Below are 25,797 nucleotides of genomic sequence, written 5' to 3' on the forward strand. Positions count from 1 at the left end.
AAGCCAGAGCACGCGGTAGATCAGATTGACCGAGGTGAAAAGTTTGGGCCCGCTGCGCGGTCCAGCGGGAGCAAGCTCCCTCGCCACGAGATCTACTGGCCCGAAGAGACTTGCACTGGCACGGTCAGTTCAACCCGCAGCCCGTCCGGGCGGCTGTCGAAATGCAGGCCGCAGCCGCAACGCTGGACGATAGCCTGGACGATCGCCAGGCCCAGACCGCAGCCGGTGCTGTGGCCGTTGCGCCAGAAGCGTTGGGTCAGGTGCTGGATATCCTCGGCGGCGATTCCGTCGCCATGATCACGTACCAGGAAACGCACGCGCTGGCCGATCATCTCCAGGCTCAGTTCGACCTCGGTATCGGCCGGGGTGTGGCGCAGGGCGTTCTCCAGCAGGTTGCGCAACGCGGCGATGGCCAGCACCGCCGGCATTTGCACCGGCGCATCGGACAGCGGCGGCGATAGGTGCAGCCTGATCCGCTGGGGCGCGCCGCCGGCCGCATCCTGGATCGCCAGTCGCGCGACCTGCTCGGCGTTGCATTGCACGCCATCATCAAACGAAAGGCTGCCCTCGACCCGCGCCAGCAGCAACAGTTGCTCAAGGGTACGGTGCAAGCGGTCGGCGCCCTCCTCTGCCCGGGCCAGGGACTGATCACGCGCAGCCCCCTCGGTCATGCGCGCCACTTGCAGGTGGGTCTTGATGGCCGTCAGCGGGCTGCGCAATTCATGGGCAGCGTCACCGGTCAACCGGCGCTCGCGCTCGATGGTCTTGCCGATACGCTGGAACAGCTGGTTCTGGGTTTCCAGCAAGGGCCGCAGCTCGCTGGGCAGCGGATGGATCTGCAGGGGTTCGAGGGAGTCGGCGTTACGGCGCATCAACGCATCACGCATGCGATTGAGCGGCGCCAGGCCCTGTCCGATGCCCAGCCACAACAGGCACAGGCAACCGAGCAACGCCACGCCGACCGGCACCGACGCTGCCAGCAGCACCGACAGGTTCAACGCTTCGCGTTCGATCTGGCGATCGGCCGTGGTAATGCGCAAATCGCCTCGAACCAGGGTAAAGCTGCGCCATGGCGCACCGTCGATCATCTGATCATGGAAGCCTGTCTTCTCGGCTTCCAAGGCCTGTTCCGGGTTACCGTGGCTGCGCGCCAGGATCTCGCCGCGCAAGGAACTGACCTGACAGGCCATGCCGCCCGGAATGCTCAACTGCTCCGAGCTCAAGTGCGTGCCTTCACCTTTGCTGGGCACCGGTGGAAGTTGCTCCAGCAACCCGGCGACCATCCGCGCCGAAGCCACCAGGCGCTGGTCGAGGGAAAACATCATCTGGTTGCGCAGGTCGCTGAGCATCCAGGCCGCGGCCAAGGCCCAGATCAGGGTGAAGGCCGCGCCGAGCGTCAGGCTCAGCCGCAGTCGCAGGCTCATCACTTGGAGGATTCCCCGCCATCCGCCGGCCCCAGCCGATACCCCAGGCCACGCACGGTCTCGACAATGCCGTTGCCCAACTTGCGGCGCAGATGGTGGATATGCACGTTCAAGGCGTTGCTTTCCAGCTCGTCACTGAACCCATAGACACTGTCCTTGAGTTGCTCGGTGGATAACACACGACCGCGACTGTGCAGCAGCGCCTGCAACAGCGACTGCTCGCGGCGCGAGAGGTCCACCGGCTGGCCGCCCAGGGTGGTTTCGCGGCTGCTGGGGTCGTAGGTCAGGCGACCGTGCTCGATCAGGTTGACGCTGCGCCCCGCCACGCGCCGCAGCAAGGTATGCAGGCGTGCCGCCAGTTCCCGCAGATCGAAGGGTTTGAGCAGATAATCATCGGCCCCGGCCTGCAGGCCGTCGACCCGATCGGTCACCGAGTCCCGCGCGGTGAGGATCAACACCGGCGTCTCCAGGCCTTGCTGGCGCAATTGCTTGAGCAGCTTGAGGCCATCTTCATCGGGCAGGCCAAGATCGAGCACCATGACATCGAATTCGGCGACACCCAGCATCGCCCGCGCCGCCGAGGCGGTGGCGACGTGTTCGACGGTCAGGCCTTGAGCCGTGAGCCCGGCGACAATGCCGCTGGCGATCAACTCGTCGTCTTCGCAGACCAGTACGCGCATGGTAAGCCCCGTGGAAAAAGGTACATTAGGCCGCCGGCCGATTAAGTCGACATTATGCGACGAGTACGCCAGGCATGGGTGATCTTCGCTGTAAACCGGCCGTCGCCGGGTTAATCGACGGTTAATCGCCAGCCACCAATGTGCATTCCACTTGCTTCGTTCTAAGGCTTTATCCATGCGTCGATTGTTTTTGCTGTGTCTACTGCTGATCTCGGGTCTGGCCCAGGCCGCCAATCCTTTCGAGACCAAACCCGACTTCCTGCCGGTGGAAAAGGCCTTCGTCTTTACCTCCGAACGCCTGGACTCGGGTGAGACCCAGTTGTTCTGGCAGATCGCCGACGGTTACTACCTGTATCAGCAACGGCTCAAATTCGACGGCCTGGCCGACGCGCAGAAGCCCAGGCTGCCCGAGGGCGAAGCGCACAGCGATGAGTTCTTCGGCGACCAGCAAGTCTATCGCCAGGCACTGGAGCTGAAGATTCCCGCCGGGGCCACCGGCAAGATCAAGGTCGGTTTCCAGGGTTGTGCCGACGCGGGCCTCTGCTATCCGCCCCAGACCCAGGTGGTCGACCTGGGCGGCGACGCACCGGCCACGGCCAGTGGCGAGGCGCAGGACCAGGCCCTGGCCAGCGGCCTGCAACAGCGCGCGCTGGGCTGGAGCCTGCTGGTGTTCTTCGGCCTGGGGCTGCTGCTGGCGTTTACCCCGTGCTCGCTGCCGATGCTGCCGATCCTGGCGGGGCTGGTGGTGGGCAGCGGTGCAGGGCCCCGGCGCGGCCTGGCACTGGCCGGCAGTTATGTCATCAGCATGGCGCTGGTGTACGCCGCCATGGGCGTGCTTGCTGCGCTGTTGGGCGCCAATCTTCAGGCACTGCTCCAGCAACCCTGGCTGCTGGGCACTTTCGCCGCGGTATTCGTGGTGTTGGCGCTGCCGATGTTCGGTTTCTTCGAACTGCAACTGCCAGCCGCTCTGCGTGATCGATTGGAAAATGCCGGCCGCCAGCGCCGCGGCGGCAGCCTGGTGGGCGCCGGCATTCTCGGGGCGTTGTCCGGCCTGCTGGTCGGCCCCTGCATGACCGCGCCCCTGGCCGGCGCGCTGCTGTACATCGCCCAGAGCGGCAACGCGCTGCATGGCGGGTTGATCCTGTTCACCATGGGGGTCGGCATGGGCCTGCCGCTGCTGTTGCTGGTGACCGTCGGCAATCGCTTCCTGCCCAAGCCCGGTGCCTGGATGAACCTGCTCAAGGGCGTGTTCGGCTTCCTGTTCCTGGGCACCGCGCTGCTGATGCTCCGCCCGGTCATCGATGGCTCATTGTGGATCGGACTGTGGGGCGCGTTACTGGTTGTCGCCGCCTATTGCGCTTGGCGCCAGACCCAGGGCTTCGGTCGCGCTGCCTATCTGTGGGGCAGCGTATCGCTGCTGTTCGGCCTGTGGGGTAGCGTGCTGGTGATTGGCGCGGCGGGCGGCAGCGACGATCTGTTCAGGCCGCTGCAGGTCTACAGCGGCGCCAGGGGCAGCGCCACCGTCAGCGCCCACGATGCCTTCGTCACGGTCAGCGAGCCTGCCGCCCTGCAGCGCGAACTGGACGCCGCCAAGGCGCAGGGCCAATGGGTGTTGCTCGATTACTACGCCGACTGGTGCGTGTCCTGCAAGATCATGGAAAAACAGGTGTTCGGCCGCGCCGAAGTGCTCGGCGCCCTGAAAGGCGTACGCCTGCTACGCCTGGACGTCACCGCTGACAACGCCGCCAGCCGTGAGCTGCTGGGTCGCTACAAAGTGCCGGGGCCGCCGAGCCTGTTGTGGATCGGTGCCGACGGTGAAGAGCGCCGCAGCCAGCGGATCACCGGAGAAGTGGACGCCGAGGCGTTCCTGGAACGTTGGAACATGACCCGGAACGCACGCTGATGCTGACGTTTACCCTGGGCACCTTTGCCATCGCCCTCAATCATCTGCTGCTGATCAGCGCACTGGCCTTGGCGACTTTCGTCGGCTGGCGCGTGGCCAAGCGCGGCGGCGAGAACCCCGAGTCGGTGCTGTTCGGTCTGTTTCTGCTGGGGCTGCTTGCCGCGAGAATCGGCTTCGTCGCCGCGTACTGGAACCATTACCGGGACGACCTCTGGCAGATCGTCGATCTACGCGACGGCGGATTCCTGGCCTGGCCTGGCATCATCGTCCTGCTGGTCGCCGCGCTGCTCTGGGCGCATCGCCGACCGGCCCTGCGCCGGCCCCTGGGCTTCAGCGTCGGCAGCGGTCTGCTGTTCTGGCTGGTGGCGACGATGTCGCTGACGATCTACGAGCAAGGCACCCGGCTGCCGGAGATCGAGCTGCGCAACGCTGAAGGCGAAACCGTGAACCTCGCCGACTACCAGGGCGGCCCCTTGGTGATCAACCTGTGGGCCACCTGGTGCCCGCCTTGTCGACGGGAAATGCCGGTCCTGGAAGAGGCGCAAAAACAGCGGCCGGACCTGACGTTCCTGTTCGTCAATCAGGCCGAAAGCATGCAAAGCGTCAGCACCTACCTCGCCACCCAGGGCCTGAGCTTGACCAACGTGCTGTTCGACGGCAGTGGACGCCTCGGCCAGGCCGTCGGCTCCATGGCCTTGCCGACGACCTTGTTCTACAACGCCGAGGGTCGCCTGCTGGGCAGCCACCTGGGCGAACTGTCGGAAGCGAGCCTGGCCCGCGCCCTGGAAAATTTCGAAACGCCGGGTTCCACCACGGCGATCCACCCCGCGACAAGGAAATTGCCATGCCCCGCCTCCACCACCTGCTGACCCTGGCCTTCGCCGGCGCACTGCTACAAGCGCCGCTGCTTCAGGCCGAAGAGCTGCCCGCGGCGATCAAGAAGATCGAAGCCAAGGGCGCGAAGATCGTCGGCACCTTCGACGCACCGAACGGCTTGCGCGGCTACGCGGCGCAGTACCAGAGCCGCGGCATGACGCTCTATCTGACGCCGGACGGCCAGCATGTGCTGCTGGGCAACCTGTACGACGCCGATGGCAAGGACCTGAGCCTCGAACCCCTGAAAAAGCTGGTCTACGATCCGATGTCGAAGGAGATCTGGGCGAAGATGCAAGCCAGCAACTGGATCGCCGACGGCAGCAAGGACGCACCGCGCACCGTGTACCTGTTCAGCGACCCGAACTGCCCGTACTGCAACATGTTCTGGGAGCAGGCTCGGCCGTGGGTCAATGCCGGCAAGGTGCAGTTGCGCCACATCATGGTGGGCATCATCCGCGAAGACAGCCCGGGGAAATCAGCCGCATTGCTGGCCGCCAAAGAGCCGGAAAAAGCCCTGGCGGACCACGAAAAGGCCGGCAAGGGCAGCCCGCTGAAACCGCTGAAAGAAATACCGCCGGCGATCCAGGCCAAACTGGACGCCAACCAGCAGTTGATGGATGAACTGGAGCTGTCCGCGACCCCGGCGATTTTCTACCTGGACGACCAGGGCGACCTGCAACAGCAGCAAGGCGCGCCCTCGCCGGACAAGCTGGTGAAGATTCTCGGGCCGAAGTAAAAACCGGCCACCTGTGGCGAGGGAGCTTGCTCCCGCTGGGTTGCCCAGCAGCCCCAAAAAAGCATAGGCAATCAATCTGAAGAACCGCAGCAAGAGAACCAGGGGCTGCTGCGCAGCCCAGCGGGAGCAAGCTCCCTCGCCACGGGTTTGAGCAGCAATCAATGCCTGTGTTTCAGGAACCCCAGCAACGCCTCGGTCACAAACGCCGGGTTCTCCAGGTTGGAAATATGCCCCGCCTCGGGAATCAGCACATGCTCGCAGCCGATCAATTCAGCCATCTCCAGCGCCTCGGACGGTGGCCGTGGCTTGTCCTGGTCACCACACATCACCAGCGTGCGCTCGGCGTTCAACTCACGCAATTGCCCCAGGATGTCGTCCCGACCAAAGATGATCCGCCCCAGCGGCACGATGCTGTCGCGCAGGCGGTCGGCTGGCAATGCCGCCAAGGTGGCGCGGAACTGCTGGTAAAGCGCTGATTGCGGGTCGATGCCGGGCCGGAAGAAAATCGGCACGACGATGTCCAGCAACGGCTCAGGGATGCTACCGCTGGCCTCGATCTTGTCGAACAGCGAAAAGTAGTACAGACGGGTCGGCTCCGGTTCGACGCCCACATAGGTGTCCATCAATACTAGCGACTGCACGCGTCCGGGCGCCGCCAGCGCCAGGCGCGCGCCCCACATGCCGCCCACCGACAGCCCCACCAGGCTGAAGCAGTCGATGCCCAGCTGATCGAGCAACGCCAATGCCTGGCGAGCCAGATCGTTCAGCGAGGACGTATTCTCGGGCAAGCGCCCGGACTGGCCGTGGCCCCACAGTTCAGGGACGATGACCCGATAGTGCTTCGACAAGGCGTCAACCTGCGGCGTCCACATGCTGCGGTCCCACAAATAGCTGCTGCCGAGCACCACCACGGGGCCCTGGCCCTGGTCGAGGTAATGGAGCGGTTGTCCGTCGATCGTTGCGAAGGGCATGAGTGAATTCCTTGATTGAGTCCGGAAAAACCTTCGGAGACTGGCCCGCGATGAGCGGGTCGTCAACTTTGAGTTTTGCGTTGTTCATGCAGACGCCTTCGCGAGCAGGCTCGCTCCCACATGGATCATGTTGACCAATCCACTGTGGGAGCGAGCCTGCTCGCGAAAGGGTCCTTATAGACGCCGCAAAACTACATTCCTTCCAATTCCGCCATCAAATCATTCAGTCGATCGACTTTCTCCCCGGTGATTTCACTGGCCCCCAGCCCTGCGATGTATTCGGCCAGTTCCTGCACCGTGCTGCACTCGAACATGGCCCGGAGCGGCACGTTGCGCTGCAAGGCTTTTTGCACGCGCGAGGCGATCTGTGTGGCCAGCAATGAGTGTCCGCCCAGCTCGAAGAAATTGTCGCGTACGCCCACCCGTTCGACCTTCAGCACCTCGGCCCAGATGTCCGCAAGGGTCTGTTCCAGCTCATTGCTCGGGGCCTGGTAATCCTGGCTTTGCAACTGGCCGATCTCCAGGGCCGGCAAGGCCTTGCGATCGAGCTTGCCGTTGGCGTTCAGGGGCAGGCGGTCGAGCCACAGCCAGTGCAGCGGCACCATGTATTCCGGCAATTCGCTGCGCAGGCGCTGCTTGATGCGATCCAACCGCTCGGTCGGGCTCAGCGTCGCGTCGGCGGCGACCAGATAACCCACCAGATGTCTGCCATTGGCGCCTTCCTGCACGCCCACTGCCGCATCACGGACTTCGGGCTGTTCATGCAGCCGCGCTTCGATTTCCCCCAGCTCGATGCGATAGCCGCGAATCTTCACCTGGTGGTCGATGCGCCCGACATATTCCAGCACCCCATCGCTGCGGCGGCGCGCCAGGTCACCGGTGCGGTACAGCCGGTCGCCCGGCGCCCCGAACGGATCGGGCACGAACACCGGCGCCGTGCGCAGCGGATCGCCGACATAACCACGCCCGACCCCGATGCCGGCGACGCACAACTCGCCCACCGCGCCCAGCGGCACCAGTTCCAGCGCACCGTCGAGCAGGTACAGGCGGTTATTGTCGGTCGGCGTGCCGATGGGCAGGTAGCTGCCGCGCGTCGAAGCCAGGTCGACCCGGAAGAACGCCACGTCATCGGAACATTCGGCCGGACCGTAGGCATTCACCAGGCCGATGTCCGGATAACGCAACAACCATTGATGGGCCAGTTCCGGCGGCATTGCCTCGCCGGTCGGAAGCATCCAGCGCAGGCCTTCCAAGCCGATGCGTTCCTCGGCGAGCATGCCCTGGATCAACGATGGCACGCTCTCCAGCACGCTGATGCCCTGGCGTTTTACGTGCTCCAGCAGCCCTTGCGGGTCGTGGGCGATGGCATTGGGCACGATGTCCACCCGAGCACCGAACAGCGGCGCGGCAAGGAACTGCCAAACGGAAATGTCGAAGCTCTGCGACGCCGTCTGGGCAATCACGTCCGTCTCGTCCAGCGCCAGGTAAGGCACCTTGCTGAGCTGGTTATTGAGCATGCCCCGCTGCTGCACCATGACGCCTTTGGGCAAGCCGGTGGAACCGGAGGTGTAGATCACGTAGGCCAGGTTGTCCGGCCCGCTGTAGAGGCGCGGATTGTCCCGCGACACATCGCTGGCCTGAACGGTTTCCCAGACCAGCAGCTTTGGCCGGCCGGCGCAGGCGAACTCTTCCAGCAAGGCCAGCGCCTGTTCATGACAGGCCTGGGTGCAGACCAGCAACGGCGTGCGGCTCAGTTCGATGATACGGCTCAGGCGCTGGCTCGGCAGGCTCGGATCAAGCGGCAGGTAACCGCCGCCGGCCTTGAAGCTGCCGATGATCATGCCCAACAGGTCGAGATCGCGTTCGGCCAGCAGCGCCACCGGTTGGTCAAGCCCGACGCCAGCGGCGACCAACGCATGGCCGAGGCGATTGCTGCGCTCGTTCAGCTCGGTGTAAGTGCAGCGGGCCTCCAGGCAACTGGCGGCGATGCGTTGCGGATGGGCCGCCACCTGGGCCTCGAACAGCTCGGCGTAACTGCGCTCCAGCGGATAGGCGCGCTCGCTCTGGTTGCAGCCTTCGATCAGGAAGTCCTGTTCCGCGCTGCCAATCAGCGGCAGCTCAGCCACGTCGCCGTGAAAACCTTCCATCAAGGCGAGCAACAATCGCTTGAACTCGCCCAGCAGGCCCTGGACGGTGGACTCATCGAAATAGCGCTGGTCGTAAGACAGGTGCAGCCCCAGGTCATCACCCGGATAGCAGACCGCCGTCAGCGGGAAGTTGGTGTGGGTGCGGCCCGAGTCCGAGGTGGCATTGAGACTCTGGGCACGATCCAGCACCGAGACTTCCACCGGTGCGTTCTCGAACACGAAGAGGCTGTCGAACAGCGGCTGGCCCTTGGGCAGTTCGCTGACTTCCTGGATGCTCACCAGCGGCAGGTATTCGTACTCGCGCAACTGCATGTTGCTGTCCAGCAAGCCGTTGAGCCACTGACGCACGCTGCAACGCTGGTCATCGCCCGGGATCTGCACCCGCAGAGCGACACTATTGATGAACAAGCCCACGGTGCGTTGCATCTGCGGCAATTCCACCGGGCGCCCGGCCACGGTGACGCCGAAGAGTACGTCCCGATCGCCGCTGACCCGGCGCAATACCAGGGCCCACGCGGCCTGGGCGAACGTATTCACGGTCAATTGATGGGCCTGGGCCAGTTCTCGCAGTCGCGCGCCGTCCCGAGCGTCGAGCCGGGTGTAGCAGTCACCGACGACCATGCCGCCACTGTCACCGGCGTGTTCGCGCAGGAACGGGCGATCGGCGGGGATCGGCGTGGTCCGCTCGAAGCCTTGCAGGTTCTGCTTCCACCATTGCCGGGCTTCAGCCAGGCCCTGGCGTTGCAACCAGCCGATGTAGTCGCGATAACGCGGCGGTACCGCCAGCCGAGGCTCGCGATGTTCACCGAGGGCGGTGTAGATCTCGAAGAAATCATCCATCAGCAGTGAACGGCACCATGCATCGATCAGGATGTGGTGGTTGCTCATCATGAACCAGTAGCGCGCCGCGCCGACCCGGATCAATCGCAGGTGAAACGGTGCCTCGTTGAGCAGATCGAAACCGGCCTCGCGCTCGCGTTTGAGCAGCGCCTGGAGCTTGGGCTCCTGATCGTTCTCAGGCACGTGCAGCCAGTCGAGGTATTCCACCGGCGTGCGCCCGGGCTTGTGGATGATCTGCAGCATGTCTTCGCCGACGTTCCAGCAGAACGAAGCGCGCAAGGCTTCGTGGCGGGCAATCACCGCCTGCCAGGCCTGGGCGAAACGCTGTGGGTCCAGCTCGCTGTTGATGCGGTAGCGGTCCTGCATGTAGTACAGGCCCGTGCCCGGCTCGAGCAGGGTGTGCAGCAACATGCCTTCCTGCATCGGCGTCAACGGGTAGACATCCTCGATCTGCCCGGCCGGCACCGGCAGGTTGTCCAACTGTGCCTGGGTCAGTTTTGCCAGCGGGAAATCCGACGGCGTCAGGCCGCCCGCCTCGTCCGCCAGGCAATGTTCGATCAGCCGCTGCAACTCGTCGAGATAGGCCTCGGCCAGCGCGACGATGCTTTCACGGTCATGCCGCTCGGCGCTGAAGGTCCAGCGCAACAGCAGTTCGCCGCCGCTGACCTGGCCGTCGACACTCAACTCGTTCGGCAGTGGCGCGTCAGGGTCATGAATGGCGCCAAGTGGCGTATCCAGCGGTTGGAACAACGCGTCCTGGCCGAGCGTATGGTCAAGCTGACCGAGGTAATTAAAAGTGATCGCGGCTTGCGGCAAACCGGCCATCGCCTGGCGTGTGCCGGCGTCCGCCAGATAACGCAGCACGCCGTAGCCGAGGCCCTTGTGGGGCACCGCGCGCAGTTGCTCCTTGACGGCTTTGATCGACGCGCCGACATCATCGGCCGCCGGGCTCAGGCGCAGCGGATAGACACTGGTGAACCAGCCCACGGTGCGCGTCAGGTCGACGTCATCAAACAGCGCCTCGCGGCCATGGCCTTCGAGTTGGATCAGCGCCGATTGCTGATTGCCTTGGCGGCACAGCACGCGGGCGAGCGCCGTGAGCAGCAGGTCGTTGACCTGGGTGCGATAGGCGCTCGGCGCCTGCTGCAACAGTTGCCGGGTACGCTCGGCGTCCAGGCGCACGCTGACGCTTGCGGCGTGTCGCTCCTGCCGCCCGCCGCCAGGGTTCGCGCAAGGCAGCGTAACGTCCGGCCCGCTCAGTTGGTCGCGCCACCAGGTCAACTCCTCGCGCAGGGATTCGCTGCCGGCGTAGGCCTGCAACCGCGCAACCCAGTCACGCAACGGGCTGGTCTTGGCCGGTAGCCGCAGCGTTTGCCCGCCGGCCGATTGGCGGTAAGCCGTCTGCAGATCGTCCATCAATACCCGCCATGAAACCCCGTCCACCACCAGGTGATGAATGGCGATCAGCAGGCGCTGCCGACCGTCCGGCAAGTCCGCCAGCACGGCGCGCAGCAACGGCCCGCTCGACAGCTGGAAGCCAAGCTGCGCCTGGGCAAACAGCGCTTCGCAGGCTTGTGTGGACTGCACCGAAAGATGCTGCAGCAACGCCCCATCGAACAAGGGCTGGTGCTCGGCGCGCCAATGCCCGGTGGTATTGGCGAAGCCAAGGCGCAAGGCATCATGCTGCTGGAAAACAGCCTGCAGCGCCTGCTCCAGAAGCTGTGGTTCGAGCAGCGTGGTCGGCTCCAGCAGCAACGCCTGGTTCCAGTGATGACGGTTGGGTATCTCGCTGGCGAAGAACCAGTGCTGGATCGGCGTAAGCCCCGACTCACCGCTCAACAGCCCCTGCTCGACACTCACCTGCTCGCTGCGGGTGGCGATGGCGGCCAAGGCCTGCACGGTCTGGTGCTGAAACAGGTCTCGCGGCGTGAAGTGGATGCCCTGCTGCCGGGCACGGCTGACAACCTGGATCGACAGGATCGAATCGCCGCCCAACTCGAAGAAGTTGTCGTTGAGGCCAACCTGTTTGACGTTCAGCACGTCGCACCAGATCGCTGCCAGCGCTTGCTCCAAGGCATTGCTCGGCGCCACGTATTGCTGGCGATTGAGCTCCGGATCGGGCATCGGCAAGGCGCGGCGATCGAGTTTGCCGTTGGCGGTCAGCGGCATGCTCGCCAGCAGGATCAGGTGAGTGGGCACCATGTACTCCGGCAGTTGCGCCTTGAGGTGCTGCTTCAGCGCTTCGCGCAGGGCCACTTGTGCCATGGCGTCCTGCTCGGCGATGTCGCTGGCCAGATAAGCGGCCAACTGCTTGCCGCCCGGCATGTCGAGGGCCAGTACCACCGCTTCGCGCACGGCAGCGTGCTCCAGCAGGCGGTTTTCGATTTCCCCGAGTTCGATGCGGAAACCGCGAATCTTCACTTGATGATCGATTCGTCCCAGGTACTCCACTTGGCCGTCGGCACGCTGGCACACCAGGTCGCCGGTGCGGTACAGCCGACCGCCATCGGCGGCAAACGGATCGGCGACGAAGCGCTCGGCGGTCATGCCCGGACGCTGGTGATAACCCTGGGCCAGACCGGCGCCACCAACGTACAGCTCACCCGTCGCGCCTGGCGGCACCAACGCCAGGTCCGCGTCGAGAATGTAGGCCCGTCGGGCGCCGATCACGCTGCCGATCGGTACGCTGCCCGCGCCCTCCTCCAATTGTTCCGGCGCCAGGCTCGCCAGCGGCATGACCACCGTCTCGGTCGGACCATAGGCGTTGAAAAACAGGCTCGGGCTGAACGCGGCGCGGATGCGCTGCAGGTGTTCGCCGGCCAACGCTTCGCCACCGGTAATGCACATGCGTACCGGCAACGTTTGCCCCTGGGTCGCCAGCCATTGCGCCAACTGGCTGCCATAACTCGGGGTAAAGCCGAGAATATTGATGCGGTGCTGACGGATCAGCCCGCAAATCTCCTGAGCATCCCACTGGCCCTGGGCGCGCAGCACCACGTGAGCGCCGCTGAGCAAAGGCACCAGCAGGCGTTCGGTGGCCGCGTCGAAATTGATCGAATAGAAATGCAGCTCGCAGTCGTCCGGGCGCATGCCGAAACGGCGGATCACCGCCTGGCAATGCATGGCGATTTCACCGTGGGACACGACCACGCCCTTGGGCTTGCCGGTGGAGCCGGAGGTGTAGATCAGGTACGCCTGGTGCTGCGGCAGATTGATCAGCGATGGCGACTGGTCCGGGTACTGCGCCAACGCCTCGCTGTCGTCCTCCAGGCACCAGCGCTGCACGCCCGGCGGCAATGGGCCGAGGGCCTGGAACATGGCCCGGTCGCTGAGCAGCAGACCGACGCCACTGTCTTCGATCATGTAGTGCAAACGGTCCAGCGGGTATTCCGGATCCAGCGGCACGTAGGCGCCACCGGCCTTGAGGATCGCCAGCAGGCCGATGACCATTTCCAGCGAGCGCTCCAGCGCCAGGCCCACCCGCACCTGCGGCCCGACGCCCCGCTCGCGCAGCATCCAGGCCAGGCGATTGGCGCGGCGTTCGAGTTCGGCATAGCTCAGGGTCTGCCCGGCGAACGTCAGCGCGGCTGCGTCGGGACGCGTCCGGGCCTGTTCTTCGAACAGCACGTGGAGGCATTGATCGAGACGATGCTCACCGGGCTCGACGCCCAGGCTGTCGAGCATTTGCTGCTGCTCGCCGACGCCAAGCAACGGCAGTTCGCTCAGCCGCCGAGCCGGATCGACCAGCAACGCCTCCAACAGGTTGCGCCAATGACCGGCCATGCGGGCGATGCGCGGCTCATCGAACAGATCGGTGCTGTAGGTCAGGCAGCAACCCAGGCGCTGATCGAGGTCGGTGACTTCCAGGTTGAGGTCGAACTTGGTGGCGCGGGCGTCGTTGACCAAGTAATCGACGCTCATGCCGGCCAACGTGCGGCTCTGTTGGAATTCCCAGCGCTGGACGTTGCACATCACCTGGAACAGCGGGTTGTATGCGGCACTGCGCGGTGGCTGCAGGGCTTCGACCAGATGATCGAAGGGCAAGTCCTGGTGGGACTGGCCTTCGATCACGGTGTGGCGCACCTGCTCGAACAGTTCGCCCACCGACATTTGCCCGTCGAGCTGGCAACGCAGCACCTGTGTGTTGAGGAACGCGCCGATCAGCCCTTCGCTTTCCGGGCGGATGCGGTTGGCCACCGGCGCGCCGATGCGCAGGTCGGTCTGGCCGCTGTAGCGATAGAGCAGCACGGCCAGGGCGGCGGTCATGGTCATGAACAGGGTCAGGCCACGTTCGGCATTGAAGGCGCGGACCCGCGCGGCCAACTCATCGCTGAGTTCGAAACGGAACAGTTCGCCACGATGACTTTGCACCGGCGGACGCGGGCGGTCCGTCGGCAGTTCCAGCAAGGGATGTTCGCTGCCCAGTTGAGCGGTCCAGTAGTCCAGTTGACGCTGGCGTTCGCCGGATTCCAGCCATTGGCGCTGCCAGACGCTGTAGTCGAGGTATTGCACCGGCAACGGCTCCAGCGGCGACTCGCGATCATCGACGAAGGCCTCATACAGCGCGCTCAGCTCACGGGCGAAAATGTCCATCGCCCACCCTTCGGTGACGATGTGGTGCAAGGTCAGCACAAAGTAATGCTCATGCTCGGCGGTCTTGACCAGGCAGGCCCGCAGCAGCGGCCCGGTTTCCAGGTCGAAGGGTTCGTGGGCCTCGCTGTCGGCCAGTTGCCGGACCCGTTGCTGGCGCATGTCGGCGTCGAGCATCGAGAAATCCTTCCAGCCCATGCGCAGGCCCGTCTCGCCGTGCACCTGTTGGCGAGGCACGCCATCGATGCTCGGGAACGTTGTGCGCAGGGTTTCATGGCGCAGGATCAAGGCCTGCAACGCCGCTTCAAAGCGTCCGACATCCAGCACCCCGCGCAACCGCGCCATGCCGCCGACGTTGTAGGCCGGGCTGTCCGGCTCCATTTGCCAGAGGAACCACATACGCTGTTGGGAATAGGACAGCGGCACCGGTTGGCTGCGGTCGACTTTCTCGATCGGCGGCTGGCGGTTGGTCTGGCCGCTTAGCTGAATCAACCGCACCTGCTCAGCGAAGGCGCCCAACTCACTGGCTTCGAACAACGCGCGCAGCGGTAGCTCGACATCGCAGGCCTGGCGGGTGCGGGAAATGATCTGGGTCGCCAGCAACGAATGGCCGCCCAAGGCGAAAAAGTCGTCGCGCAAGCCAACGCGCTCCAGACCCAGCACGTCGCGCCAGATGCCGGCGACCCGCTGTTCGAGGGCGCTGACCGGCTCGACGTGCTCGCGCACTTGCCACTGCGGCTCGGGCAAGGCGCGACGGTCGAGCTTGCCGCTCGGACTCAGGGGCATGACGTCCAGGCGCAACAATTGCGCAGGCACCATGTAGTCGGGCAATTCGCCGACGAGGGCGTTTTTCAGGCGAGCAGCCTGGACGGTTTCATCTTCATCGACATCGACCGCGGTGTAGTAGCCGATCAATTGCGCACCGGCCGACGTGTCACGCACCAGCACCGCCGCTTGGGCGACGCCCTCCTGGGCGAGCAGTCGCGCTTCGATTTCCTGCGGCTCGACCCGGAAACCACGCAGTTTGACCTGCTGGTCGAGGCGGCCGAGGTATTCGATGACGCCGTCAGCGCCCCAGCGCGCCCGGTCGCCGGTGCGGTACAGGCGCGCGCCGGCCGAACCCAGCGGGTCGGCGACAAACCGCTCGGCCGTCAGCCCCGGTCGTCCCAGGTAACCCCGGGCCAGGCCGAGGCCACCGATGCACAATTCACCCGGCACACCGACCGGCACCGGATTGAGGTCACTGTCGAGGATGCGGCAGAGCACATTGGCCAGCGGACGACCGATCGGCGAGCGCTCGCCATCGGCCTCGCTGCAGTGCCAGTGCGTGACGTTGATAGCGGTTTCGGTCGGGCCGTAGCGGTTGTGCAGCCGCGCCGCCGGCAGTTGCGCCAGCACCCGGTTGCGCAACTCGGCCGGCAACGCTTCGCCGCCGGAAAAGATCCGCCGCAGGCTCATGCAGCGGGCGCTCAACGGCTCCTCGAGGAACAGGCTGAGCAGCGGCGGTACAAAATGCAGCGTGGTCACGCCAAACCGCTCGACCAACTGCGCGATACGGTGCGGGTCGCGGTGCTCGCCGGGGCCGGCCAGTACCAGTTGGCAGCCGTTGATCAGCGGCCAGAAGCACTCCCACACCGACACGTCGAAACTGATCGGCGCCTTTTGCATGAGCACGTCGGTTTCATCCAGCCCATAGGCGGCCTGCATCCATTGCAGGCGCTCGGCCAGGGCGGCATGGGTGTTGCCGACGCCCTTCGGCTGACCGGTCGAACCGGAGGTGTAGATCACGTACGCCAGATGCTCGCCATGCAAATGCAGCCCCGGCGGATTGCTCGGCCATTGCTCCAGATGCAGGGCGTCCATGGCGATGACGCTGACGCCTGCGCAGGCCGGCAAGCGGTCCAGCAAGGCGGTTTGGGTCAGCAGCAGATCGACGCCGCTGTCACCCAACATGTAGGCCAGGCGCTCGGCCGGATAATCGACATCCAGCGGCACATAGGCGCCCCCCGCCTTGATGATCGCCAACACGCCGATCAGCAACTGCGGCGAACGCTCGGCGGCAATCGCCACGCAGACGTCCGGGCCGACGCCTTTGTCCCGCAGGTAATGGGCCAGGCGATTGGCCTGGGTGTGCAGCTCGGCATAGTCCAGCGCACCACCGTCCCACTGCAACGCGGTACGTTGCGGGGTGCGGCGGGCCTGTTCGTTGAGCAGTTCCGGCAGCCACTGGCTGGCCGGCTCGCAAGGCGCCGAGCCCCATGGCAGCTGTTGCGCGGATTCAGCGTCGCTCAACAGCTGCACGTCGCCGATCGCCTGTTGCGGGTTGCTGCAAACCGCCCGAAGCAGGCTGCAAAAGTGTTCGGCCAAGCGGGCGATAGTCGTCGCCTCGAACAGCTCGTCAGCGTAATCGAACGACAGCGTCAGCCGTCCGTTGCGGTCCTCTTCGCTATGCAACTGCAAGTCGAACTTGGCTTCGCGGCTGTGCCACGGCAACTCATCGGCCAACAGCCCCGGCAGGCGCCGCAACGCGCCGAGGTCGCGCTGCTGATGGTTGAACATGACCTGGAACAGACCTTGGTCCCGCGCCTGTGGGTACGCTTCCAGCAGTTGTTCGAAAGGCAGGTCCTGATGCGACTGGGCGCCCAGCGTGGCTTCCCGGGCCTGGGCCAGCAGCGCGGCGAATGGCTGGCGCGAATCGGTTTGCGCGCGCAGCACCTGGGTGTTGATGAAGAAGCCGATCAGGCCCTGGGTTTCCCGGCGCGGGCGGTTGGCGTTGGGCACGCCGATGCGGATGTCGGACTGGCCGGTGTAGCGCTGCAGCAGCGCCTGGAATGCCGCCAGCAAGAACATGAACGGCGTGGCGTCATGGGCCTGGGCCGTCCGGCGCAGGGCATCGCCGAGGTCCTTGTCCAGGCGCAGGCTGTGGCGCGCGGCGCTGCGCTGATGCAGGGCGCTGCGCGGATGATCGGTGCTCAGCGCCAGGGTCGGATGCTCATCGCCCAGTTGCTGTTTCCAATAGGCCAGTTGGCGCTCGGCTTCACCTTGCCCGAGCCATTGGCGCTGCCAACTGCCGTAGTCGGCGTAGTGCAACGGCAACGGCGCCAACTCGGCGACCTGTCCCTGGGACGCCGCGGCATAGAGCCGTGAGAACTCCTCGATCAGGACGTTCATCGACCAGCCATCGGCGATGATGTGGTGCATCGTCACCAACAGTTGGTGGTCGTCCTGATCCAGGCGCAACAAGGTGACCCACAGCAGCGGGCCCTTTTCCAGATCGAACTGCGTGGCGGCTTCGTCTTCGCGGATCTGCCGCGCCCGCGCTTCGCGCTGGTCAGCGGGCATGTCGCAAAGATCGATCACCTGAAGATTGAACTCTCCGGCCGGATCGATTTGCTGCAAGGCCACCCCATCGCGTTCCAGGAACCGCGTGCGCAGGGACTCATGGCGCTCGATCAATTGCTGGAAGCTGGCGCGCAAGGCGTTTTCGTCCAGCTCGCCGCGCAGGCGGATGGCGCCGGGAATGTTGTAGGCACGGCTTGCCGGATCCAACTGCCAGGTCAGCCACAAGCGGTTTTGCGCCAACGATTGCGGCAGCGGCTCGTGGCGTGGCAACCGGCTGATGGCGCCCTGGGCCTGGCCGCCGTCCTGCTGCAGGTTCGCCACCGCCGCGGCAAAAGCGCCGAGCGTTGGGGCTTCGAAGAGCAGGCGCAGGTTGAGCTCCAAGCCGAGGGTTTCGCTCAGCCGCGCAATGACTTGGGTGGCGGCGATGGAATTGCCGCCCAGCAGGAAGAAATGATCGTTGCCCTGGACCTGGTCGACCTGTAACTGCTCGCACCAGATCTGGCCAATCAGCGTTTGCAGCTTCGATGAAGCGCCCGCCTCATGGGTTTGCACCTCGACCGAGGGAAACAGTGCATAGCTGTCGAGGCTGCCGTCAGCCAGTCGTGCCCGGCAGGCCGAACGCTGCAGCTTGCCGCTCGAAGTCTTCGGCAAGGCCCCTGGGTTGAGCAGCACCACCACGCTCGGGGCTTGCTGGCAGGCATCGGCCACGGCCTGGCGAATCGCTTTGATCAAGGCCTCGGCCGGGAGGATTTTCCGCACGCTGCGGCTGATTTCCGCGGCAATCCCGATCCCCTCTTCGCCGCCGTTGTCGACCGCAAATGCAGCGACCCGTCCCTTACGCACCACCTCGACCTCGCGTTCTACGGCTTGCTCGATGTCCTGTGGATAAAGGTTATGCCCGCGCACGATGAGCAAATCCTTCAGGCGCCCCGTGATGAACAGCTCGCCTTCGCGCACAAAGCCAAGGTCGCCGGTGCGCAGCCAGGTGCGGCCGGCATGCTGGACGAATGTCCTGGCGCTGGCCTCGGGGTTGCGCCAGTAACCGTGGGCGATGCTCGGCCCGGCGGCCCAGACTTCGCCGACCTGATTGTCGGCCAGCGGCTGTAGCGTGGCGGGCTCGACGATCAGTATCGCGTGGTCCGGCTGGCTCACGCCGCAACTCATCACTGCGTTGCCCTGCCCCGGCTCGGCGCGGTTTTGCGCCAATGCCGCGTCATCCATTCGCATCGCGGGGATCCCTCGGCCACGCGGCGTGCCGGCGACGAACAGGGTGGCTTCGGCCAAGCCATAGGAAGCCATGAAACTGTCCGGCGTGAAGCCGCACGAGGCAAACTTTTCGGCGAAGCGCTCCAGGCTGTCGAGGCGAATCGGTTCGGAGCCGGAATAGGCCACGCGCCAATGGCTCAAGTCGAGGCGCTCCAGGGCCGACTCACTGACCCGCTCGCTGCACAGCCGGTAGGCGAAATCCGGGCCGCCGCTGATGGTGCCGCCGTACTCGCTGATCGCTTCCAGCCAACGCAACGGTCGGGCGAGGAAATACGCCGGCGACATCAGTACGCACGGCACTCCGCTGAAGATCGGTTGCAGCAAACCGCCGATCAGGCCCATGTCGTGATACAGCGGCAGCCAGCTGACAATGACGTCGTCGGGATTCACGTCAATGCCGAAGCCATGCCGGATCAGCGCTTCGTTGGCCACCAGGTTGCCGTGGCTCACCTGCACCCCCTTGGGCAACGCAGTGGAGCCGGAGGTGTATTGCAGGAAGGCGATGTCATCGTCTTGCAGGTTCGGCGCCCGCCATTGGCCGGCGTGGGCCGGATCGAGGGTATCGACACAGAGTACCGGCGGTGCCGATTCGATGGCCTGCAGCGTGTCGCGCACCTCACTGCTGGTGAGCAATAGCCGCGGCTGGGCGTCGGCGATGATCGACAGCAGACGCTCCTGATGGTGGCGGCGGGTGGACTCGGGTGGGTAGGCCGGAACGGCGATCACGCCGGCGTACAGGCAACCGAAAAACGCCGCGACGTAATCCGGGCCGCTGGGGAATAGCAGTACGGCGCGATCACCCAGTTCCGCCTCGGCCTGCAAAGCGGCGGCGATGGTCCGGGCGCGCAAGTCCAGGTCGCGATAACTCAACACGACGCCCTGCTGCGGGGTGTCGGCAAGAAAGCGCAAGGCCACCCGGTCCGGCGTCAACGCGGCGCGGCGCTGGAGGGCATGGGCCAGGGTGCTGGGGAGTTCGAACGCGTCGGTCATGTGGGGTTCCTGCCTGGATTCGGCTTGCAAGTGGTCACCCTTGGGAACGGATTACACCGGCAAATAATTAGTCGCAGGCCTTGCCTCCGCGCATCCGGACGATCATCGGTCGGCGCCACGCCGCGGCAACGGGTCGCAGTTTCCAGGCTGGACTTCCGCCCATCAATAATTCTTCTTCTCAATTGACAACGATTATCATTAAGCCTAATTTGGCGCTCGACATGTAGGACGGATCCGATGCACGGGTCGTCCCGCTAACTATTTGCAGTAAGGTGAATTCCATGACGGAACAAGTATCCACAAGCAGGTGCGACTCACCGCTACTCCAGGCCTTCGTCGACAACCGGATGATCCTGGTCAAGATCGCAGCGCGTATCACCGGTTGCCGCTCCCGCGCGGAAGACGTGGTCCAGGATGCGTTTTTCCGGTTGCAATCGGCGCCCCAGATCACCTCGTCCTTTAAGGCTCAACTCAGCTACCTGTTCCAGATCGTGCGCAATCTGGCGATCGACCACTACCGCAAACAGGCGTTGGAACAGAAATATTCGGGGCCGGAAGAAGAAGGGTTGAACGTGGTGATCCAGGGTGCTTCGCCAGAAACGTCGCATATCAACTTTTCCACCCTCGAACACATTGCCGACGCGCTGACCGAGCTGCCCAGCCGAACCCGTTACGCCTTCGAGATGTACCGCCTGCACGGCGTACCGCAGAAAGACATCGCCAAGGAACTGGGCGTCTCGCCGACACTGGTGAACTTCATGATCCGCGACGCCCTGGTGCATTGCCGCAAAGTGTCAGGGGTGCGTGGGGATACGTTCGCCCGGCGGTGAAATCTGCGCAAAGGCTTCAGGCCAATCGCGAGCAGGCTCGCTCCCACAATTTTTATCGTGAATTCTGTGGGAGCGAGCCTGCTCGCGAAGAGGGCCTACCGGTGACACAGCCTCACACCAACGAACACCGGTCAAAAAACCGCTCGCGCCCCAGGATCATCAGTGCCGCGCGCTTGTGCGGGAAATCGAATTCCTTTTCACAGTGAAAACACTGGTTATGCAGATGCCCGATCATCCGGGCATTGTCGGCCCGAGGCTCGGCCACCACGCGCTGGGTACGCGGATCGTCGAGAAACAGGTAATGCACCAGCGCCGATAACCAGCTTGCGACCTTGTGCGGACCTCGATGCTGCTCTTCGCCCACCAGCATGTGGATGCCGCGGTCATAGGCGTGAGCGTCATAAAACGGTGCGATTCGATCCTCCTTGGCCCAATAGGCTTCGAAGTAGGCGAATGGCTGCTCATCGAAACAACCGATCAAGGTCAAGACCCGAGGGTCATGCTCAAGCCTGGTCAAGTACTCGCGGTGCTGTTCCAGGCTGCCCTCCTCCTGCCAGAAGCTCGCCACCCTGGGACTGTTCTGCCAGCGGTTGAATCGCGTCAGGTCTTGCTCGATTTCAAGCGTGCGCAAAGACACCCAGGCCCCTAGCCGCGCGTCGAAACGGCGATACACCTCGCCGCGCGGCTTGATCGGGCGACGTGGATGGCGCTTGCCGTCGGTGACGATCATCTGTTGCGGATAACTGCCGCTGAACGACTCTCCCAACCAGGGCTGCGGCAGTTGCCAGAACAGGGTGCGTTCGCAGATGTATTCGTCGCTGAGTTCCCCGCCCGTCAGCAAACCGCTGAGCAGGGCCTCACCGGGACGCTCATTGAGGTGCCAGACCAGGCGCTGACATTCGGGATCCCTGGCAAACAGCCAATAGCAGGCCGCCCAGAGTGCCGGGCCGACCGGCCGGTCGTTGTTTTCCTGCAAATGCACGTGCAACTGGGGACCGCGCTCCAGGCGCAGGCGGATCAGCGGCGCGCCTTCGAGCATCAGGCTCAGGTGGCGTTCGGTTTCATCGGCACCCAGGCTGCGCCCGCCGGGCAAGGGCAATATCGTCGGCTGATTGAGGTTGGACATGGGAGCTCACGTTTTCGTCGGTGGTCAACGTGTGACGTGAGCCAGGCAAATAAATTTAAGGTCCGCTTTCAATGAGCGTGGGTCGGCACCAGCTCGATCCGGTAGGGCTGGAAGATTTCCAGCAACTGGCCGTCGTCCCGCAACTTCTGCAACATCTGGGCGAACGCTTGTGGGGAAATGGGCGCCTGGGGCCGAATCAGTGCGTAATGATGGTAAATCTGGTCGATGCGTTCGGATACCAGCAACTGCGAGGCCACTTGCGGATTGCGCAACACGTAATCGCTGAGGTAGGAACGGGTCACCAGGGCAATGTCCGCGCGTGTGCGCAACACCATCTGCAGGTTGCTGTCGTGGGAATAGGTCAACGTGGCGTTGTATTGGCCAATGAGGAACTTGGGATCGGCGTTGAATTCGGCAAACGCATAGTGATAACCGCTGAACAGGGCCAGGCGCTTGCCCCTGAGATCGGCGAAATAGCTCTGCTGGCGATCCGGCTGGCGTTGGGCGACGAATATCTCCGCATCTTCCAGGCCCATGTCTACCGGAGTATGGGGCACATCCTGCCAACCCCAGTCGGGGTTTTCGAAAATCGCCATGTCTACCCGGCCCTGCTTGAAATCGTTGAACCGGCGCGGAATCGAAGTGGGTACCAGCACGAATTCATAATCGGCCTGTGACCGATTCAAGGCTTCCACCAATTGCGGTAACAGACCGGTGTCGGCGCCGTTTTCGGGACGAACGGTATAAGGCGGGAAATGCGCCGCGCCGATCCGGACCACTTGTGCAGCTTCAGCTGACACGGTCAAGAACATGGCCAGGACGGCCAGCAAGGTACGTGAGGTCATCCCCATCGGCGAACACGTCAAGATAACCACTCCCCCAAAGTCCCCATCACTCTTCACGCTAGGCGGTTTCAGCCGCTTAGCCAGCCGCACGGTCAATTTAAAGCAGCGGCTCGATCATTGTTCTTCTTTCATCCGGTCGCGCGGGGCAATTTAAGCTGGCCAAGGCAACCAAGCAAGCGCTCGGACAGCGAACAGCCATCTTCCATGCAGGACAACTTCCATCAGGCCGGTCTGGTCGCTCGCGCGTCATCAGGGACTAGGCGGATGCTTCGGGTTTGACTACGCTCAAACCCATCTGCACGCCGATACCGGGAACCTTGCAATGCCTTACTGGCTGGTGATTGATCTGGAAGCCACCACCGACGAAGGTGGCTGGCCGGTTACCGAAATGGAAATCATCGAAATCGGCGCCACCCTGGTGAATCGGGATGGGCGCGAGGTGGATCATTTCCAGCGCTTTGTACGGCCGCTGAGGCGCCCGTTGCTGACCTCTTTCTGTCGCACGCTGACGCATATCAGCCAGGCCAATATCGACGGCGCCGCACCGCTGACCGAGGTCTGGCCGGCATTCGAACACTGGCTGGCGCCTTATCGAGCGAACCTCGAAGGCTGGGTCAGTTGGGGAGACTACGACCGCAAGCAGTTGCTTCAGGAATGGCAAGGCCAGCACTTGCACAGCGCGCTCGGCCAGGTACCGCACATGAATCTCAAGCAGCGCTTTGCCAAGGCCCGTCGGCTGGAGCGACCGCTGGGGCTCAATGCGGCGTTGCAACTGGCCGGCCTGCAGTTCTGCGGCCAACAGCACCGTGCATTGGAGGACGCCCGCAATACGGCGCGATTGTTGCCGCTGGTGCTGACGGGCTGAGCGCCCTGCCAGGCGCGACAGATGACGACTGTTGTGGCCTTGTGCATACTGGCCGGCCTTTTTCAGCCCTTTCTCGAGGAATCGCCCATGTTCAAAGTCAACGAGTACTTCGACGGCACCGTCAAGTCGATCGCCTTCGGCACCGCCGAAGGTCCAGCGACCATCGGCGTCATGGCACCGGGCGAATATGAGTTCGGCACTGCGCAGCGGGAAATCATGCATGTTGTTTCCGGCGCCCTGACCGTGAAACTGCCCGACAGCACCGATTGGGAAACCTTCGCCGCCGGTAGCCAGTTCAACGTCCCGGCCAACAGCAAGTTCCAGCTCAAGGTAGCCGTCGACACGGCTTACCTCTGCGAATATCGCGGCTGAGCCGTGGCGAGGGAGCTTGCTCCCTCGCCACAAAAGCGCCTGCGTGATAAATAAAAATGCCCGTGTCCAGCGACACGGGCATTTTTTATTCAGGGATCTTCTATTCCAGCACTTCGACCGGCATGCCGACCTCAAGTCGGCCATTGCCATCGTTGACCAGATTCTGGCCGAACATCGCACCATCCGGGGTAGAACGGTACTGTTGCAAAGTGGCGAAAGGCTCGCGCTGCGGATCGCGTTCGCCGGTTTGCGGATCGACCGTGGTCATGATGCAGCGTGAACACGGCTTGACCACCCGAAACTCCACCTCGCCGATACGAAGACGCTTCCAGCCGTCTTCGGCGAACGCCTCGCTGCCCTCGACCACCAGGTTGGGACGAAAGCGCAGCATTTCCAGCGAGCGGCCAACTCTGCCCGATAAATCCTCCAACGAGGCCTGGCCGATCAATAACAAGGGAAAACCGTCGGCGAAGGCCACCTTGTCGTCATCCTTGCCGTAGCCGGCTGCCGTGGTACGAGCCAACTCCACCGGCACATGGACCAGCCGGGTGCGATTGCCGATGAACTCACTGACCCAGGCAGCCGCCGCGTCACCGGCATCCGGCACACGCAGAGTATCGCGCCAGATGATCACGCCACGCCGTTGTTCTTCGAGAGAAGGCGGCAGCGGCACCTCGATGGCGCCGTAGCCCGGCGCGCTGAGTGTCAGTCCGCCCGCCGCGTTCCACAACGCCGAAAGCTGGCTCAGCTTTGCCACGGCCCGCTGGGTCAGGAAGCGCCCGCTGGCCTCATCCACCAGCATCCAGCGTCGATCACCGTCGAGCCCGAGCTTGTCCAGGCCGATGCCCTGCAGCGGCTGCCCCTTGCCGGACTTCAACGGATACCGATACAGCGCGCTCAGCCGCAACATGATCAACTTTCCCTGATGACGAAAGAGCGCAACCTTATACGAGCGAGCCGGTGAAGCAAACCTCGATCAGCCTCAGCCGAGCATCAACCGCTGGCGCACCACGTCGACCAGCTTGTCCGGCTGGAATTTGGAAAGGAAGTTGTCACAGCCAACCTTCTTGACCATCGAATCGTTGAAGCTGCCGGACAGCGAGGTATGCAGCACCACGTAGAGCCCACGCAGGCGTGGATCGTTGCGGATTTCCGTGGTCAGGCGGTAGCCGTCCATCTCGGGCATTTCCGCGTCGGTGAAAATCATCAGCAACTTGTCGGTCATCACTTCGCCGGTGTCGGCCCAGGCCTTGAGCATGTTCAGTGCCTTCAAGCCGTCGCTGGCGATGTGCATCTTCACGCCCAACTGGCCCAGGGTGTCACGCAACTGCGAGAGCGCGACATTGGAATCGTCCACCAGCAGGACTTCTCGACCGCGGGCTCGTTCCAGCACCGGATCCTCGAGCTTGTCCCGTGAGACCTTGGCGTTGTAGGGGACGATTTCGGCGAGGACTTTCTCCACGTCGATGATTTCCACCAACTGGTCGTCGACCTTGCTGATAGCCGTCAGGTAATGCTCGCGCCCGGCACTGGTCGGAGGCGGCAGGATGGCTTCCCAGTTCATGTTGACAATGCGGTCCACGCCCCCTACCAGGAACGCCTGTACCGAACGGTTGTACTCGGTGACGATGATGGTGCTGTTAGGTCCCGGCACGAGCGGACGCATGCCGATGGCCTGGGAAAGATCGATCACCGGAAGGGTCTGGCCACGCAGATTGACCACGCCGCAGACGAACGGGTGGCGCTGGGGCATCAAGGTCAGCTTCGGCAGTTGCAGCACTTCCTGGACCTTGAATACGTTGATGGCGAACAATTGGCGCCCCGCCAGGCGAAACATGAGAATTTCCAGGCGATTCTCACCCACCAATTGGGTTCGTTGATCTACTGTGTCGAGAATGCCGGCCATCGATGACTCCTGGGCTTGTTCGGATGAATCTGTAAAGACGCTATCGGCGGTATGCGCCGGATCTTGACCCCGACATTAAATACCGCCG

The 25,797-nt window shown here is 63.9% G+C and carries 14 protein-coding genes; 6 read left to right on the top strand and 8 right to left on the bottom strand.

From position 1 onward, the window contains the following. Positions 1-92: 92 nt before the first annotated feature. Positions 93-1,427: an ATP-binding protein gene (locus J3P97_RS18270; protein WP_434672456.1), complete on the bottom strand. Its 1,335-nt coding sequence runs from the start codon at positions 1,425-1,427 to the stop codon at positions 93-95. Continuing rightward, a complete protein-coding gene (locus J3P97_RS18275; RefSeq protein ID WP_305499838.1) occupies positions 1,424-2,104 on the bottom strand; it encodes a response regulator in 681 nt (226 codons plus the stop codon). The genes J3P97_RS18270 and J3P97_RS18275 overlap by 4 nt, the downstream gene beginning before the upstream one ends. A gap of 175 nt (positions 2,105-2,279) precedes the next feature. Here J3P97_RS18275 and dsbD point away from each other — a divergent pair, with 175 nt between their 5' ends. Genes dsbD through dsbG form a run of 3 tightly spaced genes read left to right on the top strand, consistent with a single transcriptional unit; the run spans position 2,280 to position 5,619 of the window. Further along, positions 2,280-4,007, top strand: a complete 1,728-nt coding sequence (dsbD, locus tag J3P97_RS18280) for a protein-disulfide reductase DsbD (protein ID WP_434672457.1) — start codon at positions 2,280-2,282, stop codon at positions 4,005-4,007. Next, positions 4,007-4,876: a prolipoprotein diacylglyceryl transferase family protein gene (locus J3P97_RS18285; protein ID WP_434672458.1), complete on the top strand. Its 870-nt coding sequence runs from the start codon at positions 4,007-4,009 to the stop codon at positions 4,874-4,876. Before dsbD ends, J3P97_RS18285 begins: the two co-directional genes overlap by 1 nt. Further along, positions 4,852-5,619: a thiol:disulfide interchange protein DsbG gene (gene dsbG / locus J3P97_RS18290; protein ID WP_434572866.1), complete on the top strand. Its 768-nt coding sequence runs from the start codon at positions 4,852-4,854 to the stop codon at positions 5,617-5,619. Before J3P97_RS18285 ends, dsbG begins: the two co-directional genes overlap by 25 nt. Before the next feature lie 158 nt (positions 5,620-5,777). Here dsbG and J3P97_RS18295 read toward each other — a convergent pair whose 3' ends face one another. Then, a complete protein-coding gene (locus J3P97_RS18295; protein ID WP_434672459.1) occupies positions 5,778-6,590 on the bottom strand; it encodes an alpha/beta fold hydrolase in 813 nt (270 codons plus the stop codon). Between the two features lie 191 nt (positions 6,591-6,781). Further along, a complete protein-coding gene (locus J3P97_RS18300; protein ID WP_434672460.1) occupies positions 6,782-19,765 on the bottom strand; it encodes a non-ribosomal peptide synthetase in 12,984 nt (4,327 codons plus the stop codon). Between the two features lie 281 nt (positions 19,766-20,046). Here J3P97_RS18300 and J3P97_RS18305 point away from each other — a divergent pair, with 281 nt between their 5' ends. Next, positions 20,047-20,595 carry an RNA polymerase factor sigma-70 gene (locus J3P97_RS18305; protein WP_025212663.1) on the top strand — a complete coding sequence of 183 codons (549 nt, stop codon included), beginning with the start codon at positions 20,047-20,049 and terminating at the stop codon, positions 20,593-20,595. A gap of 112 nt (positions 20,596-20,707) precedes the next feature. Here the strand turns inward: J3P97_RS18305 and J3P97_RS18310 are convergent, their stop codons facing one another. Next, the gene (locus J3P97_RS18310) at positions 20,708-21,721 is read right to left on the bottom strand and encodes a GNAT family N-acetyltransferase (protein WP_434672461.1); all 1,014 of its coding nucleotides are present in this window, start codon (positions 21,719-21,721) and stop codon (positions 20,708-20,710) included. A gap of 68 nt (positions 21,722-21,789) precedes the next feature. Next, positions 21,790-22,566, bottom strand: coding sequence for a substrate-binding periplasmic protein (locus J3P97_RS18315; protein WP_434672462.1), 777 nt, complete (start codon positions 22,564-22,566; stop codon positions 21,790-21,792). Between the two features lie 322 nt (positions 22,567-22,888). On the opposite strand from J3P97_RS18315, the gene J3P97_RS18320 reads away from it, so the two are divergent. Both J3P97_RS18320 and J3P97_RS18325 read left to right on the top strand, forming a co-directional pair. After that, positions 22,889-23,431, top strand: coding sequence for an exonuclease domain-containing protein (locus J3P97_RS18320; protein WP_305499825.1), 543 nt, complete (start codon positions 22,889-22,891; stop codon positions 23,429-23,431). A gap of 87 nt (positions 23,432-23,518) precedes the next feature. Continuing rightward, complete coding sequence (locus tag J3P97_RS18325; RefSeq protein WP_003183665.1) at positions 23,519-23,803, top strand: pyrimidine/purine nucleoside phosphorylase; 285 nt, start codon at positions 23,519-23,521, stop codon at positions 23,801-23,803. 100 nt (positions 23,804-23,903) lie between these two features. Here the strand turns inward: J3P97_RS18325 and J3P97_RS18330 are convergent, their stop codons facing one another. Both J3P97_RS18330 and J3P97_RS18335 read right to left on the bottom strand, forming a co-directional pair. Further along, positions 23,904-24,713 carry an MOSC domain-containing protein gene (locus tag J3P97_RS18330; protein ID WP_434601387.1) on the bottom strand — a complete coding sequence of 270 codons (810 nt, stop codon included), beginning with the start codon at positions 24,711-24,713 and terminating at the stop codon, positions 23,904-23,906. A 72-nt stretch (positions 24,714-24,785) separates the two neighbouring features. Then, on the bottom strand, positions 24,786-25,709 hold the full coding sequence (locus J3P97_RS18335; RefSeq protein WP_214999118.1) for a chemotaxis protein CheV: 924 nt from the start codon (positions 25,707-25,709) through the stop codon (positions 24,786-24,788). Positions 25,710-25,797 lie beyond the last annotated feature (88 nt).

Source organism: Pseudomonas sp. R1-15, assembly GCF_051132085.1.
In the GTDB taxonomy this organism is placed as follows: domain Bacteria; phylum Pseudomonadota; class Gammaproteobacteria; order Pseudomonadales; family Pseudomonadaceae; genus Aquipseudomonas.

What these genes read in the sequence shown, in the direction of transcription:
- J3P97_RS18320 (WP_305499825.1), top strand. Translation starts at nt 22,889, where the DNA reads ATGCCTTACTGGCTGGTGATTGATCTGGAAGCCACCACCGACGAAGGT.
- J3P97_RS18330 (WP_434601387.1), bottom strand. Translation starts at nt 24,713, where the DNA reads ATGTTGCGGCTGAGCGCGCTGTATCGGTATCCGTTGAAGTCCGGCAAG.
- dsbG (WP_434572866.1), top strand. Translation starts at nt 4,852, where the DNA reads ATGCCCCGCCTCCACCACCTGCTGACCCTGGCCTTCGCCGGCGCACTG.
- J3P97_RS18315 (WP_434672462.1), bottom strand. Translation starts at nt 22,566, where the DNA reads ATGACCTCACGTACCTTGCTGGCCGTCCTGGCCATGTTCTTGACCGTG.
- J3P97_RS18310 (WP_434672461.1), bottom strand. Translation starts at nt 21,721, where the DNA reads ATGTCCAACCTCAATCAGCCGACGATATTGCCCTTGCCCGGCGGGCGC.
- J3P97_RS18300 (WP_434672460.1), bottom strand. Translation starts at nt 19,765, where the DNA reads ATGACCGACGCGTTCGAACTCCCCAGCACCCTGGCCCATGCCCTCCAG.
- dsbD (WP_434672457.1), top strand. Translation starts at nt 2,280, where the DNA reads ATGCGTCGATTGTTTTTGCTGTGTCTACTGCTGATCTCGGGTCTGGCC.
- J3P97_RS18335 (WP_214999118.1), bottom strand. Translation starts at nt 25,709, where the DNA reads ATGGCCGGCATTCTCGACACAGTAGATCAACGAACCCAATTGGTGGGT.
- J3P97_RS18275 (WP_305499838.1), bottom strand. Translation starts at nt 2,104, where the DNA reads ATGCGCGTACTGGTCTGCGAAGACGACGAGTTGATCGCCAGCGGCATT.
- J3P97_RS18305 (WP_025212663.1), top strand. Translation starts at nt 20,047, where the DNA reads ATGACGGAACAAGTATCCACAAGCAGGTGCGACTCACCGCTACTCCAG.
- J3P97_RS18295 (WP_434672459.1), bottom strand. Translation starts at nt 6,590, where the DNA reads ATGCCCTTCGCAACGATCGACGGACAACCGCTCCATTACCTCGACCAG.
- J3P97_RS18325 (WP_003183665.1), top strand. Translation starts at nt 23,519, where the DNA reads ATGTTCAAAGTCAACGAGTACTTCGACGGCACCGTCAAGTCGATCGCC.
- J3P97_RS18285 (WP_434672458.1), top strand. Translation starts at nt 4,007, where the DNA reads ATGCTGACGTTTACCCTGGGCACCTTTGCCATCGCCCTCAATCATCTG.